Source organism: Brevibacterium spongiae (assembly GCF_026168515.1).
GTDB lineage: Bacteria > Actinomycetota > Actinomycetes > Actinomycetales > Brevibacteriaceae > Brevibacterium > Brevibacterium spongiae.
This window is the reverse complement of the sequence record NZ_CP093443.1, coordinates 1,070,263-1,086,592: the sequence shown is the minus strand read 5'-3', so window position 1 is coordinate 1,086,592 and position 16,330 is coordinate 1,070,263. Positions and strand designations below refer to the sequence as shown.

At 67.2% G+C, this 16,330-nt stretch carries 15 protein-coding genes; 9 read left to right on the top strand and 6 right to left on the bottom strand.

The annotated features are described in order from the left end of the window. Window positions 1-19: 19 nt before the first annotated feature. Together L1F31_RS04765 and L1F31_RS04760 are read right to left on the bottom strand one after the other, a co-directional pair. Window positions 20-601 (bottom strand): ClpP family protease, encoded by a 582-nt coding sequence (locus L1F31_RS04765; protein WP_265419530.1) that lies wholly within the window; start codon window positions 599-601, stop codon window positions 20-22. Beyond that, window positions 598-1,224 carry a ClpP family protease gene (locus L1F31_RS04760; RefSeq protein ID WP_265419529.1) on the bottom strand — a complete coding sequence of 209 codons (627 nt, stop codon included), beginning with the start codon at window positions 1,222-1,224 and terminating at the stop codon, window positions 598-600. The genes L1F31_RS04765 and L1F31_RS04760 overlap by 4 nt, the downstream gene beginning before the upstream one ends. Before the next feature lie 162 nt (window positions 1,225-1,386). Between L1F31_RS04760 and L1F31_RS04755 the strand changes: the two genes are divergently transcribed. From L1F31_RS04755 to L1F31_RS04745, 3 genes are all read left to right on the top strand, one after another. Further along, entirely contained in the window at window positions 1,387-2,016 is a 630-nt protein-coding gene (locus L1F31_RS04755; protein WP_265419528.1) for an endonuclease, read from the top strand. Window positions 2,017-2,074: 58 nt separating this feature from the next. After that, window positions 2,075-2,380 carry a hypothetical protein gene (locus L1F31_RS04750; protein WP_265419527.1) on the top strand — a complete coding sequence of 102 codons (306 nt, stop codon included), beginning with the start codon at window positions 2,075-2,077 and terminating at the stop codon, window positions 2,378-2,380. 172 nt (window positions 2,381-2,552) lie between these two features. Then, on the top strand, window positions 2,553-3,368 hold the full coding sequence (locus L1F31_RS04745; RefSeq protein ID WP_265419526.1) for a YidC/Oxa1 family membrane protein insertase: 816 nt from the start codon (window positions 2,553-2,555) through the stop codon (window positions 3,366-3,368). A 116-nt stretch (window positions 3,369-3,484) separates the two neighbouring features. On the opposite strand, the gene L1F31_RS04740 is transcribed toward L1F31_RS04745, so the two are convergent. From L1F31_RS04740 to L1F31_RS04725, 4 genes are all read right to left on the bottom strand, one after another. Further along, complete coding sequence (locus tag L1F31_RS04740) at window positions 3,485-6,028, bottom strand: ATP-dependent Clp protease ATP-binding subunit (RefSeq protein WP_265419525.1); 2,544 nt, start codon at window positions 6,026-6,028, stop codon at window positions 3,485-3,487. Between the two features lie 72 nt (window positions 6,029-6,100). Next, entirely contained in the window at window positions 6,101-6,898 is a 798-nt protein-coding gene (locus L1F31_RS04735) for a DUF3152 domain-containing protein (RefSeq protein WP_265419524.1), read from the bottom strand. A 39-nt stretch (window positions 6,899-6,937) separates the two neighbouring features. Beyond that, a complete protein-coding gene (locus tag L1F31_RS04730; RefSeq protein WP_265419523.1) occupies window positions 6,938-7,606 on the bottom strand; it encodes a VOC family protein in 669 nt (222 codons plus the stop codon). Next, a complete protein-coding gene (locus L1F31_RS04725; RefSeq protein ID WP_265419522.1) occupies window positions 7,594-8,274 on the bottom strand; it encodes a VOC family protein in 681 nt (226 codons plus the stop codon). Before L1F31_RS04725 ends, L1F31_RS04730 begins: the two co-directional genes overlap by 13 nt. Window positions 8,275-8,467: 193 nt before the next feature. On the opposite strand from L1F31_RS04725, the gene L1F31_RS04720 reads away from it, so the two are divergent. The 6 genes from L1F31_RS04720 to L1F31_RS04695 are packed head-to-tail and all read left to right on the top strand — an operon-like array spanning window position 8,468 to window position 16,326. Next, window positions 8,468-10,207, top strand: coding sequence for a TIGR04028 family ABC transporter substrate-binding protein (locus L1F31_RS04720; RefSeq protein WP_265419521.1), 1,740 nt, complete (start codon window positions 8,468-8,470; stop codon window positions 10,205-10,207). Continuing rightward, complete coding sequence (locus L1F31_RS04715) at window positions 10,204-11,334, top strand: ABC transporter permease (RefSeq protein WP_265419520.1); 1,131 nt, start codon at window positions 10,204-10,206, stop codon at window positions 11,332-11,334. The genes L1F31_RS04720 and L1F31_RS04715 overlap by 4 nt, the downstream gene beginning before the upstream one ends. After that, window positions 11,331-12,236: an ABC transporter permease gene (locus L1F31_RS04710; protein ID WP_265419519.1), complete on the top strand. Its 906-nt coding sequence runs from the start codon at window positions 11,331-11,333 to the stop codon at window positions 12,234-12,236. The genes L1F31_RS04715 and L1F31_RS04710 overlap by 4 nt, the downstream gene beginning before the upstream one ends. After that, window positions 12,233-13,927, top strand: a complete 1,695-nt coding sequence (locus L1F31_RS04705) for a dipeptide ABC transporter ATP-binding protein (RefSeq protein ID WP_265419518.1) — start codon at window positions 12,233-12,235, stop codon at window positions 13,925-13,927. Before L1F31_RS04710 ends, L1F31_RS04705 begins: the two co-directional genes overlap by 4 nt. Before the next feature lie 4 nt (window positions 13,928-13,931). After that, window positions 13,932-14,999, top strand: coding sequence for a putative FMN-dependent luciferase-like monooxygenase (locus tag L1F31_RS04700; RefSeq protein WP_265419517.1), 1,068 nt, complete (start codon window positions 13,932-13,934; stop codon window positions 14,997-14,999). A 1-nt stretch (window position 15,000) separates the two neighbouring features. Continuing rightward, window positions 15,001-16,326, top strand: coding sequence for an alkylhydroperoxidase domain protein (locus L1F31_RS04695; RefSeq protein ID WP_265419516.1), 1,326 nt, complete (start codon window positions 15,001-15,003; stop codon window positions 16,324-16,326). Window positions 16,327-16,330 lie beyond the last annotated feature (4 nt).

The window sequence follows — 16,330 nt, the reverse complement described above, 5'->3', positions numbered from 1 at the left end:
CTCGGCGGGAGTACGACGCTCAGACGATGGCGTCGATGAGTCCGAACTCCCGTACCGCCTGTGCGTCGAGGACGAGGTCCCGGTCGAGGTCGCGGTGGATCTGCTCCGGGGTCCGTCCGGTGCTGTGAGCGAGCATCCCCTCGACTTCTCGGCGCTGTCGGACGATCTCGTCGGCGGCGACGATGAGATCGGGGATCGTGCCTCTGGCCCCTTCGGCGTGCGGTTGGCGCAGCACGGCCCGAGCATGAGCGAGCATGGACCGCTGCCCGGGTTCCCCGGCGGCCAGAAGCACGGCCGCATCGGCGGCGGCCTGCCCGATGCAGGTGGTCGCGACGGGGGATCCGATGTGGCTCATGGCGTCGTAGATTGCGGTCATCGCCGTCAATGATCCGCCCGGGGAGTTGATGTACATGCTGATCGGCAGGTCCCGGCTGCTCGCGTCGAGGTGGAGCAGCTGCGCGATGATCGTGTTCGCCACCCCGTCGTCGATGGGCACACCGAGGTAGACGATGCGGTTTCCGAGCAGGTGCGAATAGACGTCGACGATCTTCTCGCTGCCGCCGGTTCGGTCGACGACATTGGGAATCGTGTACTGGCTCATCGGGCTCCTCCGATCTGGGCGTGCAGCTGGGCGGGGTCGGTGAGGATGGCGTCGATGAGCCCGTAGTCGCGGGCCGCCTCGGCGTCGAACCATTTGTCCCGCAGCGAATCGGCGAACACCTGCTCATAGGTCTGTCCGGTCGCCTTGGCGATGCGGGTGAGCACCGAATCGCGCACTGCCCGCAAGTCATCGCCTTGGAGTTCGATGTCGGCCGCAGCCCCACCGATTCCGCTCGATCCCTGGTGGAGGAGGATGCGGGCGTGGGGCAGGGCGAGGCGTTTGCCGGGGGTGCCCATGGACAGGACGAACTGCCCCGCCGAGGCGGCCCACCCGAAAGCGATCGTGACGATGTCGTTGGGCAGGGTGGCGATGGTATCGGCGATCGCGTGCATCATGGGCACGGATCCGCCCGGTGAGTTGATCCACAGGTGGATATCGGAGCGCGGGTCCTCGGCGGAGAGGAGGACGAGGCGGGAGATGATCTCCATCCCGTTCTCGTCGCGCAGCTCTCCGTTGAAGACGACGGAGCGGTAGGCGTAGAGCATTCGCTGCGATTCGGGGATCGTCGGCGGCGCGGATTCGTCGATGTCCGAAAGTGTGGGCGGCTGGGTGTATGTATTCATGCGGCCACTCTGGCAGTCGGTCCGCGGTGGCGGAACACGAATCCGCTCCGCGCAGATGCCTGCCGCTGTGAGCAGACGACCATCGGCGCTCAGATCACCCGAGGCGCCTGAGGCTCCGGAGCTCTTGACCCGTCGGCGGGGCGCAGACTTAGGATCGGCGGCATGAGCACACAGCGAGAGCGGGCCCGCCACCTCATCGATGCCCACGGCGCCACATTCGCCGCCGAGGCCGCGATCACCCTCCGGGACAAGCCTGCCCCGCTGTGGCAGCTGCTCGTGCTCAGTCTGCTCCTGTCCACACGCATCAGCTCCGATATTGCGCTGTCGACCGCGCGGGAGCTGTTCTCAGCGAAGTGGAGGACGCCGCAGCGTCTGCGCGCGAGCACCTGGGAACAGCGGGTCGAGGTGCTCGGCCGCGGCGGGTATCGACGGTACGACGAGAGCACCGCCACCCGCCTGGCCGAGGCCGCCGATCTGCTCATCGACCGGTGGGACGGGGATCTGCGGAAGCTGCGTGACGAGGCCGACGGGCAGCCTCGTCGGATTGCGCGGCTCCTCCAGGAATTCACCGGGATCGGCCCGACCGGGGCGAATATCTTCCTCCGGGAGGTCCAGCAGGTCTGGCCCTCGGTGAGGCCTGCCTTCGACCCGCTCGTCCGCAAGGGTGCGAAGACGTCCGGGCTGCCGGAGCACGACGAGAAGCTGGCCGCTCTCGTCGATGGCGACGACCTCGCGGGTTTCGCGGCGGCGCTCGTCCGTCTCGCCCGGGATCCGGACCTCGCCGAGGCCTAGAACCGGGCGATCCGCTCAGGCCCGCGTGTTAGCATCGTGGGGTCTGGAAGGGGACGAGATGATGGCGAATGTGTGGCTGACACTGCAGCTGCTCGTCGTCGTGCTCTCGGCCGACCTCGATTCGGTCGTCCCCCAGTCCCCCATTCATCTCATCGTCCTGGCTCTCCTCGGCGCTGCGCTGCTGACGCCGATCGCCGCATGGGCGGGCGCAGCGCTGCTGCGCGTGCTGTCGCTGTCTGCACCTGCGCCGTCGCTTCCTGATACGCGTCGGAGCATCCGCGAATTCAGCATGCCCGAGGAGCCGGGCACTCCTGGCACCGCTTTGGCCAGAGCACCCTCACGGGTCGTCTGCGCCATCGCCTGAACGACGCCTCTGCATCTGCCGACCGGAACGGTCGACCACCTCGGCGCGGGAAACAGTCCCCGTCGAGCATTCGCCCCTGAGGTGAGGTGTCCTCTCACATCGTCACGGTGATGGCCCCATTCGGCCCATCTGACCCGCGCCGGAGTGCGCCCAGTCCCAAGGACATCACCTCATGAACATCTACGAATTCCTGCCCATCCGCCTGCTCGTCGAAGCCGCCTATACGGTGGTCACAGCGATCAGCTCCTTCCTCGAACCCCTGGCCGGGGGCTTCAGCGCAGCGCTGGCCGTCATCGTGCTCACCGTCCTCGTCCGTGCCGTGCTCATCCCCGTCGGAGTGTCTCAGGTCAGGGCCGGGATCACCCGGAAGCGGCTCGCGCCGAAGATCAGCGCGCTGCAGACGAAATACAAGAAGCAGCCCGAACTCATGCAGCAGAAACTCATGGAGCTGTACAAGGAGGAGAACGCCTCTCCCTTCGCCGGGTGCCTGCCGGTGCTCGCGCAGATACCGGTGCTCATGGCCGTCTACGGGCTGTTCATCAACGCCACGATCGGCGGGCACGCCAACGACCTGCTCGGGCACACGCTGTTCGGGCTCCCCCTGTCCACGAGCTTCGTGAAGCTGCTGGGCGCCGGGGACCTGACCGGCACCGCGATCACCGTCTACCTCGTCCTCGTCGTGCTCATCGCCGTCGTCGCAGGATTCTCCCGCCACCTGCTCACACCCGCGACCCCGGAGACGCCCGCGGCCCCGGCGGCCGGCAGAAACGGATCAGATGCTCCACAGATGCCGGACCTCTCGGGCGTGATGAAGACGCTGAGCTTCATGCCCTTCCTCACCGCGATCTTCGCACTCTTCGTGCCCCTGGCCGCCGCGCTCTACCTCGCGACGACGACCACGTGGACGCTCGGCGAACGGCTGGTCCTCAATCGCCTCCTCGGCGCGAACGAGGACCAGTCGGAGACGAATACTCGCGTCGCCGACTGAGCCAGACGTACGGCACGAGCCCACGGGAGCGAACGAGCCCGGGGCGAAGGATCGGAATCCTTCGCCCCGGGCTCTCAGCGTCAGCTCCGGCCAGACGGCCGGCCGCCGCCTCGGTGTCAGGCGGTGACGGTCTCCGGCGTGGTCTCGGGCGTGACCGTGAGATCCCCGTCGACGACGGCGGCGCGGATGCGTCCGCCCTCATCGACGGCCTCGGTGACGAGGAGATCGGCGATGCGGTCGTCGAGCTCACGCTGGATGACCCGACGCAGCGGGCGGGCACCGAACTCGGGTTCGTAGCCCTTGTCCGCGAGCCAGTCGAGCGCCTCGGCGGAGACATCGAGGGAGATGCCCTGCGCCTGCAGACGCTGCTTCGAGGCCTCGAGCTGATGTCCCACGATCGCGTGCAGCTGATCCCGGTCGAGGCGGGAGAACATCACGGTGTCATCGATGCGGTTGATGAACTCGGGCCGCATGAACTCCTTGAGCCGCCCCATGACCTTCGCCTTGAGATCCTTCTCCGCATCCCCGGAGTCGCCGGAGCTGAAGCCCAGCGGGTTGCCGGACATGAACTCCGAACCGAGGTTGGAGGTCATGATGATGACGGTGTTGCGGAAGTCGACCGTCCGCCCCTGACCATCGGTGAGGCGTCCGTCGTCGAGGACCTGCAGCAGCAGGTTGAACGCATCCGGGTGCGCCTTCTCGACCTCGTCGAGGAGGATGACCGAGTACGGACGGCGGCGGACCTGCTCGGTGAGCTGTCCGGCTTCGTCGTAGCCGACGTAGCCGGGAGGTGCACCGACGAGGCGCGAGACCGTGTGACGTTCGCCGAATTCGCTCATGTCGAAGCGGATCATGGCGGACTCGTCATCGAACAGGGTCTGTGCGAGTGCCTTGGCCAGTTCGGTCTTGCCGACACCGGTGGGGCCGAGGAACAGGAAGCTGCCGATCGGTCGGTTCGGGTCGCTCATTCCGGTCTGGCTGCGGCGGATGGCGCGTGAGACCGCGGTCACCGCTTCGTCCTGCCCGACCACCCGGTCGTGGAGGACGTCTTCCATGGTCGCCAGGCGAGCCTTCTGACTCTGTGTCATCCGTGCCGCCGGGATTCCGGTGGCGCGGGAGATCACCTGGGCGATCTCCTGTTCGTCGATGATCGCCTCGGCGGCGGTCATCTCGGTGGTCGCCTCACGGTTCTCCGCGGACTCGATGCGCTGGGCCACCTCGGCGGTCTCATCGCGCAGGCGTCCGGCACGTTCGTAGTCCTCGACCTCGATCGCGGACTTCTTTTCGGCCTCGAGCTCGGAGAGGTTGAGCTTGAGCGCGTCGATGTCGACGCCAGGTCCGCGCTTCAGCGACATCCGGGCACCGGCCTGGTCGATGAGGTCGATGGCCTTGTCCGGCAGGAACCGGTCGGTGATGTAGCGGTTGGACAGTTCGACGGCTGCGCGGATCGCCTCGGGCGTGTACGTGACCTCGTGGAATTCGGCGTAGCGGTCCTTCAGTCCGTCGAGGATCGTCACGGCGTCTTCGACACTCGGTTCGCCCACGGTCACCGGCTGGAATCGACGTTCGAGCGCCGAATCCTTCTCGATCGTCCGGTATTCCTTGAGCGTGGTCGCACCGATCATGTGCAGATCGCCGCGGGCCAGGCGTGGTTTGAGGATGTTTCCGGCGTCCATCGAGTTCGCTTCGCCGTTGCCGCCGGCACCGACGAGCGTGTGGAGTTCGTCGACGAAGACGATCATGTCACCGTCGTCGGCGATCTCATTCAGCGCTCCTGTCAGCCGCTCTTCGAAGTCTCCGCGGTAGCGGGTGCCAGCGAGCATTCCCGGCATGTCGAGGGAGATGATGCGTTTGCCGTGCAGCTGTTTGGGCACTTCGCCGGCGTGGATGGCCTGAGCCAGCCCTTCGGCGATCGCGGTTTTGCCCACGCCTGCCTCGCCGAGGAGGACGGGGTTGTTCTTCGTCCGGCGCGCGAGGATCTCGATGGTCTGCTCGATCTCCTCCGAGCGGCCGATGACCGGGTCGAGGCGGCCTTCGGCGGCGAGTGCCGTGAGATCGGTTCCGTACTTCTCGAGGACCGATTCCGCACCGTCCTCGCCGTCAGCGCCCTGCCCGGGGTGCATTCCGGCTTCGGCGGCTTCGGCTCCGGCCTGGAGTGCTGCCTGCGTGACTCCTGCCTGGGCGAGGATCCGTCCGGCGGGCATCTCCTGATTGAGCACGAAGGCGAAGAAGATGTGTTCGGGGTCGATGTAGGTCGAGCCGAAGGCACGGGCGACCTGGTAGGCGTCGAGCAGTGCGCGCTGGGCGGATCCGGTGAGCGTGGGTGTGGAGTCCGGCTCGGTGTCGGTGCTGGCCGGAAGGCGCTCCTCGATGCTGCCGGCGATCGCCTCGGGGTCGGCATCGGCCTGCCGCACAGCGGAGATTCCGGGTTCGGAGTCGACCATGGTGCGCAGGATGTGGAGTGCGTCGACCTCGGACTGTCCGTGCCTGCCCGCGAATTCCGCGGCGGCCTCGATGACTTCGTGGCTGCGCTTGCTGAGCAGGCGATTGATGTCGACGGACCGTCCGCGACGGGCTCCGTGCTGTCCCTGGAGGAAGCGGGCGAGGAACTCGTCGAACGAGTCTCCGCCCGAACCTGCGGGTCCGAAGAATGTGGCCAAAGCTGACCTCCTCATTGAAAGTTGAGCGTATACGACTCAATCAACAGGAGGCGACGCGAAGTTATTCCCGGACTATCCTTTCGAAGGCCAGCCATTGGGTTCGCAGCCCTGCAGGCCCTTCGTCTGCTGCTGCATGAGCGGCGCGGTCTTGCCCGGCCCGGGGCAGGATTCGTGGCCATGGCCCAGCGCATGTCCGACCTCGTGGTTGATGAGGTAATGGCGGTACTGGACGATGTCGTCGAACTCGTCGGTGGCCGAGACCCAGCGCTTCGCGTTGAGGATGACGTTCGGTCCATTGCGGCAGGAGAGCTTGCCCAGGGTGCGCAGCGGCAGGCACATCTCATCAACGGTGTCCGGGCTGGCGATCGAGATCATCGTGTCCTGGCCCTCATCGACGAGTTCGATGGAGACGTCGTCCATGTCCTGCCAGCCGCGCTCGTCCTGGAGTGTCTGGATGATGAAGTCGCCCGCCTCGTCGACGTCGATGGGCAGGTTATCCTCGACGCGCAGGGCCACCTTGAAGGTCTTCCCACCCTTGCGGTTGGGGCCGGTCTCCTTCTTCGGACGGTCCCATTCGCCGCTGCCGCTCATGTCGATGTCGGCCTCGGTCACGCCCTTGGCTCCCGCGTCATCGACGTTCGCGGTCTCGGTCGGCGACGGGGACTCCGTCGGGTCATCGCTCGGCTGACTGCTGGCCCGATCGCTCGGACCGGCGGATGCGCCTGTTGTCTCGGCCGCCTTCGGCGTCGGTCGAGTCTCCGACTCGGTGCCGGAAGCGCAGGCGCTGAGGCTGATGAACAGCGAGACGGCGGCGAGAGAAGTCAGGCGGCGGAGGCCAGGGCGGGAGGCAGAACGAGTTCGACTGAGCACGACTGCGAGTCTAGTCGCCGGATGTGTTTCTCGGCGATGTCAGAACTCGAGGACGCCGCCGGGCCCGCGCAGGCGGGCACGCAGACGAGGCTTCTGCCCCTGCACCACTGTGGTGTCGCCGGCCCCGAGGACCTCGAGCACGTCCCGCGCCGATTCGGGCGCTGGGGATTCCACACGGAAATCGAGCAGTTCGAGGGCGGGCAGGGCCGCCTCGGCGGGGTGGACGGATTCTCCCCAGTCGATGAGGAATGGCTGCGCACCGTCATGCGGCAGCGGGGAGCGGGAGGTCAGCCGCCATTCGAGGAGCTCGCCTTCGGCGGTCTCCCGGGACATGTCGCGGACCTCGCCGAAGTCGATGCCCGCGGTGTTTGCGCCGGCGATCTTGGCGAGGAAGGCGTGCGGATGGATCGCCCACGTCTGCAGGGTCAGTCCGTCAGCCAGGTGTGCGTCGAGCGGCAGGGTGCCATCGGCCGGCGTCTCCTGCTGCGGATCGGGGCCGAGGATCTCCAGGTACGTGTGTGCGCCGTCCGCCCAGCCTGTCGGGGCGAGGCCGAGCAGATAGTTCGCGGTCCCCCGGCCCGGATGTGAACCGCCGGCAACGGCGCGGACTCCGGTGGCCTCCTCCACTGCGGCGACCCCGGCCTCGAGGTCGGGCACAGTGATGATGAGATGGTCGAGTTCTGCGGGAATGGTGTTCAGAGAGTCCATGATCCACCCGGACCTTTCAGAAGAGCGTGTAGGCCATCAGTCTCCCCTGCTTCGACGTCGAGGGCAATGCCGAAGAAGTCCCAGACGGCGCGGACGGCTGCGGGGTCGCTGCTCGTGGCCCACATCCTCTCGAGGCTGACCCGCGGCATTGTCCGGCTCGCCGGATGCTCGGTGTTCTTCCAGTCGATGAGGAATGGCTGGATCCCCGACCAGGCCAGCGGGGTCCGCCTCGTCAGCCGCCAATCCAGCAGCTGCCCGTCCGGTGTTCGTCGGGTCATGTCATGGACCTCGCCGAGGCTGATGCGCGGTTCTCGTGAACGGTCAGCGTCCGCGACGAGTTCGTCGAAGTCGTCGGGACGGATCGCCCATCTCTGCACCGCAGGAGCGGTGATGCCGGCCAACCGCGATGCTGCCAGCGACGGGTCCTGTTCGGGGTCCGGCCCGAGGAGCTCCAGATACGTCAGCGCCTCGCGACCGGCGCCACCGCCGAGCGCCTGCGCCACGTCGGCTCCCAGCTCGAGGCCGAGCAGCGCATTGGCCGTCCCCAGCCCGGGATGTGCGCCACCCGCGTCCGGCGCCAAGCCCAGAAGTTCCTTTGATTGCTCAACACATTCATCGAGGTCAGGAACGGCGATGACGAGGTGATCGAAAACTGCGTTTCTCAACATGTCTCAATATTAAGCCCCGAATTGACTGCCATTGCACGGATGGGCTTTACTCGAAGCATGCACAAGCACCTCGGGCCCCGCACTGGACTTCGCCCCGCTCGTCACGTGATGACGTCGGCAATGTCCACATATTGTTGAACTATCACACGCAGATTTCGCAGTTCCATCCCTCCGGCCCGAAGGACCTCTGTCAATGACGGATCACCGTCCCACCTCCTCGGCGCGCACCGCTTCGACGCGCACTTCTTCGACACGCACTGCCTCGCGCCATCTCGACCGCCGCTCGGTTCTCAGCCTCGGCCTCGGCCTCGGCACCCTGCTCACCCTCAGCGCCTGCACACCGGACGACACCGGTTCCCTCTCGGGAGGGGAACCCGTGCGCGGCGGAGTGCTCACGTACTTCGAACCGCAGACGTGGACGCTGCTCTACCCGCCGTCGGTCGGCTTCTACCCCAACGGCGGAATCATGAACAACATCTCCGCGCGTCTGCTGTGGCAGGATCCGAAGACCCTCGAGCTGCACCCGTGGCTGGCCACCGAACTGCCGGAGACGAATGCCGATGCGACCACATACACCTTCACCCTCCGCGAGGGGGTGACCTATTCGGACGGCTCCCCGCTGACGCCTGCGAACGTTGCGAAGAACTTCGATCTCTTCGGCCGCGGCGACGAGTCCCGCACCCTGCCGGTGTCCGAGCAGATCTCGAACTACGACCGCAGCGAAGTCCTCGACGACCACCGGGTGCGCTTCCACTTCTCCGCGCCCTCCCCCGGGTTCGCGCAGGCGACCTCGACGATGAACGCGGGACTGCTCGCCGATTCCACTCTCGCCCTCGATGCCGAAGGATTCGGCCCCGGAGGAGCCACCCGGATCCACACGTGCGGGCCCTTCCACATCACGGATGAGACCATCGGCACGAAGCTCTCGGTCCGGGCCCGCGAGGACTACGATTGGGCGCCTCCTCACCTGGACCATCAGGGTCGGGCCCACCTCGACGGCATCGACTACCTGACCAACAGCGAATACTCCGTGCGCATCGGAGCTGTGCTCTCCGGGCAGGCCGACGGCGTCCGCGACGTCCAGGCACCCGATGAGTCCCGCGTGACCGAGCAGGGGCTGCGCCTCTACGCGAAGGCGACGAACGGGATCAACAACAGCATCAACTTCAGGTTCCGCCACGACCTGTTGTCCGATATCGACGTTCGGCGTGCGCTCATCGCCGCGATCGATCGGCAGGAGATCGTCGACAAGCTCTTCACCCCGAACTACCCGCTGGCCACCGGCCTGCTGGCCAAGGGCGCGATGGGCTACACCGATCAGTCCGGCTCCTGGGACTATGACCCGGACACGGCGAATCGCCTCCTCGACCAGGCCGGGTGGAGCGAACGCAACGGACAGGGCTACCGGGTCAAAGACGGGCAGCCGCTGGCTCTGACGGTGAATATCGCACTGCCGCAGCCTCGTTCGAACGAGGTCCAGACCCTCATCCAGCAGCAGCTGCGACGGGTGGGCGTACGCTTGGCGATCAACCCCGGCGACCAATCGAAGCAGACCTTGGACGCCCTCGATCTCGACACTGTGCAGATCTACCATTCGATGGTCGCCCGTGCCGACTTCGACAATCTGCGCTCGAACTACTCCTCGGTCAACCGCGATGTCTTCCTCAACGGCGCCGACCGCACGGATGCCGACGACGAGTCGATCGACGCGAAGGTCGACGAACTCCTCGACACACTCGCCTCCGAACCGAATCACGAGAAGCGCCAGCAGGCCGCCGAGGCGGTCCAGAACTACCTCGTCGACCAGGCCTATGTGCTGCCGTTCTTCGAAGAGCCGCAGGTCTTCGCGTTCCGCCGCCGCGTCCACGGCTTCACCACCGAACCCGTGGGTCGCCCCGACTTCTACAGCACCTGGCTGGCAGGAGAGAAATGATCCTCGACACCCGCTATCTGCTGCTGCGCCTCGGCCAGGCCGTCCTCGTCCTGCTGCTGGCCTTCACCGCGGCATTCATCCTGCTCAGCCTCATCCCCGGTGACGGCGTCACCGCCCGCTTCGCCGATCCTGCACTCGGACTCTCCCCCGACCAGATCGCCGAGATCCGGGAGGCCACCGGCGCCGACGACTCCTGGTTCGGCCGCTACCTCACGAGTCTCACCGGGTTCCTCACCGGCGACTTCGGCTATTCGGTGCAGACCGGTGCTGCCGTGTCGACGATCATCGCGGCTGCTCTGCCCTCGACCGCGGTGCTCGCTGCCTCCGGGTTCGTCACCGCACTCGTCCTTGCCGTCATCATCGCCGTCTTCGCGACCTTCGGTCCGGCCACCGGGCCGGCCGCGCGGGTGCGTCGGGTCCTCGACTCGGTGCCCAGCCTCTTCATCTCGATCCCCGTGTTCTGGCTCGGAATCCTGCTCATCCAGGTCTTCTCCTTCCAGCTCGGGTTCGTCTCCGTCGTCGATCCCGGACCCGCCGAGGCGCTCGTGCTGCCGACGCTGACCGTGGCGGTTCCGCTCTCGGCCCCGATCGCGCAGGTGCTCATCCGCTCCATCACCGAGGTGCAGGCCTCCGGATTCGTCAAGGTGACCACCGCGAAGGGCGCCTCCGAACTGTGGATCCTCGTCCACACCGTCGCCCGCAATGCGGTGCTGCCGGGGCTGACGATCATCGGGGTCGTCTTCGGTGAGCTCGTCGCCGGGGCCGTGGTCACCGAGACGGTGTTCGGCCGCAACGGCATCGGGCTGATCACCGCCCAGGCGGTGACCCACCGCGACAATCCGATCCTGTTGGCCGTCGTCGTCATCGCCACCTTCGGCTACGTCATCATCAACCTCGTCGTCGACCTCCTCTACCCCGTCATCGACGTCCGGCTGCGGACGAAGCGCAGCTCCGCCTCGGCGAGGTCAGGCCTGCGCAGCCACGACGAACCCACACGTCGGGCGCTTACGGCGTCTGCGGCGAGCGTCGGCGTCGACCTCGACTGGAACGACGATCCCGCCGCGCCTGCCGGCGAAGCGCACGCAGGTGAGGCACCCGCAGGCGAGACGAAGGAGAAGAACTCATGAGCACAGTCTTCACCCGCGGTCAGGACAATCGAGACCAGAACGCCAGCGCTCAGGACACCCACACGAACGGCACCGGCTCGAAGCGCGCACGCAGCGGCCGGATACGTGCCGCACTCACCCCTGCCACCATCGCCTCTGCCCTGGTCCTGCTCATCGCGATCGCCTGGGCGCTGTTCCCCGGCCTGTTCACCCATTTCGACCCCAATGACGGCGGGGACACTCCCGCCCTGCTGGCACCGAGCCTCGAACACCCCTTCGGCACCGATCAGACCGGTCGCGACGCCTTCACCCGCGTCGTCTACGGCGCCTCCCAGTCCCTGCTGGCGGCGCTCGTGGCCGTCGGCGTCGGCCTGATCATCGGCACTACGATCGGGCTCATCGCAGGCACCCGCCGCGGACTCGTCGACGATGTGCTCATGCGCCTCGTCGACGTGCTGCTGTCCATTCCCGCGATCCTGCTCAGCCTCTCGATCGTCGTCGTCCTGGGCTTCGGCACGATCAATGCGGCCATCGCCGTCGGAGTCACGGCCATCGCCCAGTTCGCCCGCCTCGCCAGGTCACAGGCGGTGCAGATCAATACGAGCGACTTCGTGGCCGCGGCCTACGGTTCCGGCGGCACCTTCTTCTCCGTCCTTCTCCGCCACATCCTCCCGAACTCGATCTCACCCGTGCTGTCCCTGGCGGTCCTCCAGGTCGGTTCGGCGATCCTGCAGATCTCGACGCTCGGATTCCTCGGCTACGGCACCCCGCCGCCCACTCCCGAATGGGGCCTCATCATCGCCGAGGGCCGCAACTTCGTGGCCACCGCATGGTGGCTGACCGTGCTGCCCGGCTTCGTGGTCATGGCCATCGTGCTCGCCACCCACCAGATCGGCAACACCCTGCGAAAGGTGACATCATGACCGCGTCCTCGCTGCTGCGCATCGACGGCCTCTCCGTTGAATACACTCACCGAGGCGGCGCGTCCGTGCCCGCCGTGAGCGAGCTCGACCTCGCGGTCCGCCCCGGTTCGATGACCGCCGTGGTCGGCGAATCCGGGTCGGGGAAGTCGACGACGGCGAACGCCGTCATCGGTCTCCTCCCTTCATCCGCGCAGGTCACGGCCGGGCAGATCCGCCTCGGCGAACTCGATCTCGCGTCCTTGGGGACCTCGGGGTGGCGCGGTGTGCGCGGTGCTCAGATCGGCTATGTCCCGCAGGACCCGGGATCATCGCTCAACCCGCTGCAGACCGTGGGCAGATCCGTCGCCGAGGCGCTGCGCATCCATCGTCGCGCGAACCGCACCGAGGCTCGCGCCCAGGTCATCGAGCTTCTGGAGAGGGTCGGCATCGACCAGCCGGAGAAGCGGGCCGACCAGTTCCCGCACGAGCTCTCCGGCGGAATGCGGCAGCGGGTGCTCATCGCCGCGGCCATCGCGCTGCGTCCGCGCCTGCTCATCGCCGACGAACCGACCTCCGCACTCGACGTGACCGTGCAGAAGCAGGTCCTCGACCTCCTCGACGAACTGCGCGCCGAGACCGGGATGGGCATCCTCTTCATCACCCACGACCTCGCTGTGGCCGGCGAGCGCGCCGACGAGGTCGTGGTCATGCAGGGCGGACGCATCGTCGAATCGGGTCCGGCCGGCCGCATCTTCTCCCATCCGGCCACCGACTACACCTCCCGCCTCATCTCCGACGCCCCCGCGCTGCAGACGAAGACGCGTGCTCCCCGCGCCGAGGCGGCCGGAGACTCCACAGATCCGTTCGTCTCCGTCGAGGCCCTCACCCACATCTTCGACCGCGCCGGGGATCAGATCACGGGTATCGAGGGTGTCGACTTCACCGTGTCGCGCGGGACCACTCACGGCCTCGTCGGCGAATCGGGTTCGGGCAAGACGACGACGGGCAAGGCGCTGACCGGCTTCCTCACACCTCAGTCCGGGAAGGTGCGCATCGGTGATTTCGATGCCGCTGAACTCGGCCGCGGTCGTCCGTCCCGACAGCAGCTGCGAGAGTTCCGCCGCACAGTCCAGCTCGTGCATCAGAACCCCTTCTCCGCACTCGATCCCAAGCATTCGATCCGCTCGACCCTGACCGAACCGCTGCGCAACTTCCGCCTCGGCGACCGGGCCTCCCGCCCGCGGCTCGTCGCCGAAGCAATGGATCGGGTGGCGCTGCCGAACGATTTCCTCGACCGACGACCGGCCGAACTCTCCGGCGGGCAGCTGCAGCGGGTCGCGATCGCCCGTGCCCTCATCGTCGAACCCGAACTCGTTGTCTTCGACGAAGCGGTCTCAGCCCTCGACGTGACCGTGCAGGCGCAGATCCTGACCCTGCTCGACCAGCTGCAGTCAGAACTCGGACTGACCTATGTCTTCATCACCCACGACCTCGCCGTCGTCCGCCAGATCGCTGATACGGTGTCGGTGATGTCGCGCGGGCACCTGGTGGATGACGGTGAGACCGAAGAGATCTTCACCCACCCCCGCTCTGCCTATACGCGCACCCTGCTCGAGGCGATTCCCCGTCCCGCGACGCTGTCGCCGGATACCGCGCCTGCGAACAGTCGACCAGCCACTCCGACCCTGCTCACCGCAGCAGCAGAAAGCTGACACCATGACCTCACCTGCCACCGGTTCTCAGGCCACCGTCTCTCAGACCACCGGGCCGAAGCTCGGATTCTTCACCCGTCTGCTCGAGGACGCCCCGGCAGCGCAGCGCTACCGCTTCGCCCTCGAACAGATCGAAGCTGCCGAGGAGTTCGGCTTCCATTCCGCCTGGGTCGCCCAACACCACTTCTCCGCCGCTGAGGGCGGGCTGCCCTCCCCGCTTGTCTTCCTCTCCCATGCCGCCGCCCGCACTCGGCAGATCAGCCTCGGCACCGCGATCATCACCTTGCCGATGGAGAACGCGGTGCGGGTGGCCGAGGACGCCGCCGTACTCGACGAGCTCTCCGCGGGTCGCCTCGAGATCGGACTGGGTTCGGGCGGCAACCCGAAGTCCTTCCCCGCCTTCGGCACGAGCTTCGATGACCGTCGGGAGGTCTTCGCCGAGAACCTCGCGACCCTGCGCACACTCTTCACCGGTGAGGCACTGCCCACCGACCACCGCCTCTACCCCGCTCCGGACGCTGGACGCCCGAGTCTTGACCGGCGTCTGTGGCAGGCGACGTTCTCCTCGGGCGGAGCCGGCGCGGCCGGTGCCGCCGGGGACGGACTCATGCTCTCCCGCACGCAGCCGCGTCCCAAGGACAACCCGGCGGCGCGTCTCGACGAGGTGCAGCTGCCGGTCATCGACACCTATCTCTCTCAGCTTCCGAGCGGAGCCGAGCCGCGCATCCTCGCTTCGCGGACCGCCGTGGTCGCCGATGCCGCAGACCTGCCGCAGCTGCGGGAGATCACGGAACCGGCGCTGCGGGCCGAGGCCGACCGCCTCGTCGGCTATGACACCTCCGGGCTCAGCCTCGACGAACTCCTCGACGCCACCGACACCTTTCTCGGCACGCCCGAACAGGTCAGCGAACGGCTGCGCCATGACCGGGTGCTCGACCGGGCCACGGACGTCAGCTTCCAAGTGCATTCGGTGCCGGCGAGCAACGAGACCGCTCTGCGGTCGATCGAACTGCTCGCCACCGAGGTGGCCCCGGCACTCGGGTTCGCCGTGACCACGGAGCGGGTGCACTGAGATGGCCGATATCATCAACCTCCTCGCCGGAATCGCTGCGCAGGATCCCCTCGACAGCTTGCGCGACCACCGTGCGCAGGCCAAGGAGAATGCGCAGCTGAGCTTCGAAGCACTGCTCGAACCCGCTGATCCTGCCGGAGTGAGTTTCCGCGACCGCTACGCAGTCGCCGCCTTCACCGCAGGCCTGCTCGGTGCTCCGCGCGCCGAAGAGTTCTACCGCGACCTGCTGCGCGACGAAGACGAATCCGTGTCCTGGGCTGTCGCCGAACTCCTCGACGAGGCGACAGCACCCGCGGCCCCAGATTCCGGTCCCTACGGGATCTTCGAGTCCGCGGCTCTGGCCGGCGAGAACGTTCCCGGACCCTGGTTCGACGCCTCGAAGGAGACGGCAGAGCGCCTCGGCGAGAAGCTCGTGGCCGGACTCGCGTTCACGCATCTGCTCGTGCTCCATCCGCGCGACAGCCGCCCCGGTCATCTGGCGCTGCTGCTCGAAGCGGGATGGGACGAGGACGACATCGTCACCCTTGCCCAACTCGTATCGTTCCTCAATTTCCAGATCCGCATCAGCACGGGTCTCGCCGCGCTCACCGCGGCGGCACCGACGACGGGCCTGTCCGCGGATGAGTCCGCTCGGTCCGCGGACGAACCCGGTCAGTCCGCGGGCGACGCGGACTCCGGCCCCACCTCGGCGAGAGCGGAACAGGCACTGCGAGCCGTCGGGGATCGGGTGAAGACGTATCCGAGCCTCAACCGCCCCGCGCTGTTCCAGCAGGGCGGACTCGGATGGGTGCCGTGGATCGCGCCCGTCGCCGAGGCGGACCTCAGCGAGGCCCAACGGCATGCGCTCATCGAGGCGGGACGAGCGAAGAACCCCTACTTCCGGCTGCTCGCACGCGATCCCGCCGCGCTCAAGGCTCGGACCCTGACAGACTTCGACATCTTCTTCAACACCACCGACGGGCTCGGCCGGGCCGAACGCGAACTCGCGGCGACAGCGGCCTCCCGCCTCAACGGGTGCCTGTTCTGCGCCTCGGTCCACGCCGACCGGGCCACCGAGGAATCCGGCCGACGCGACCTCGTGCAGCGCCTCCTCGACGAGGGCATCGGCTCAGAGTCCCGCCTCGGCGATGCGGTGTGGGACGCCGTCGTCGACGCCTCGGTCGCGCTCACCTTGACCCCGCAGACCTTCGGAGCCAAGCATGTGAAGGCGCTGCGGGAGGCCGGTCTGGATGACGGGGACATCATCGACGCCCTCAGCTGTGCCGCCTTCTTCAACTGGGCGAACCGGCTCATGCTCTCGCTCGGCGAACCCGAAGTGCTGAAGTAGGCCA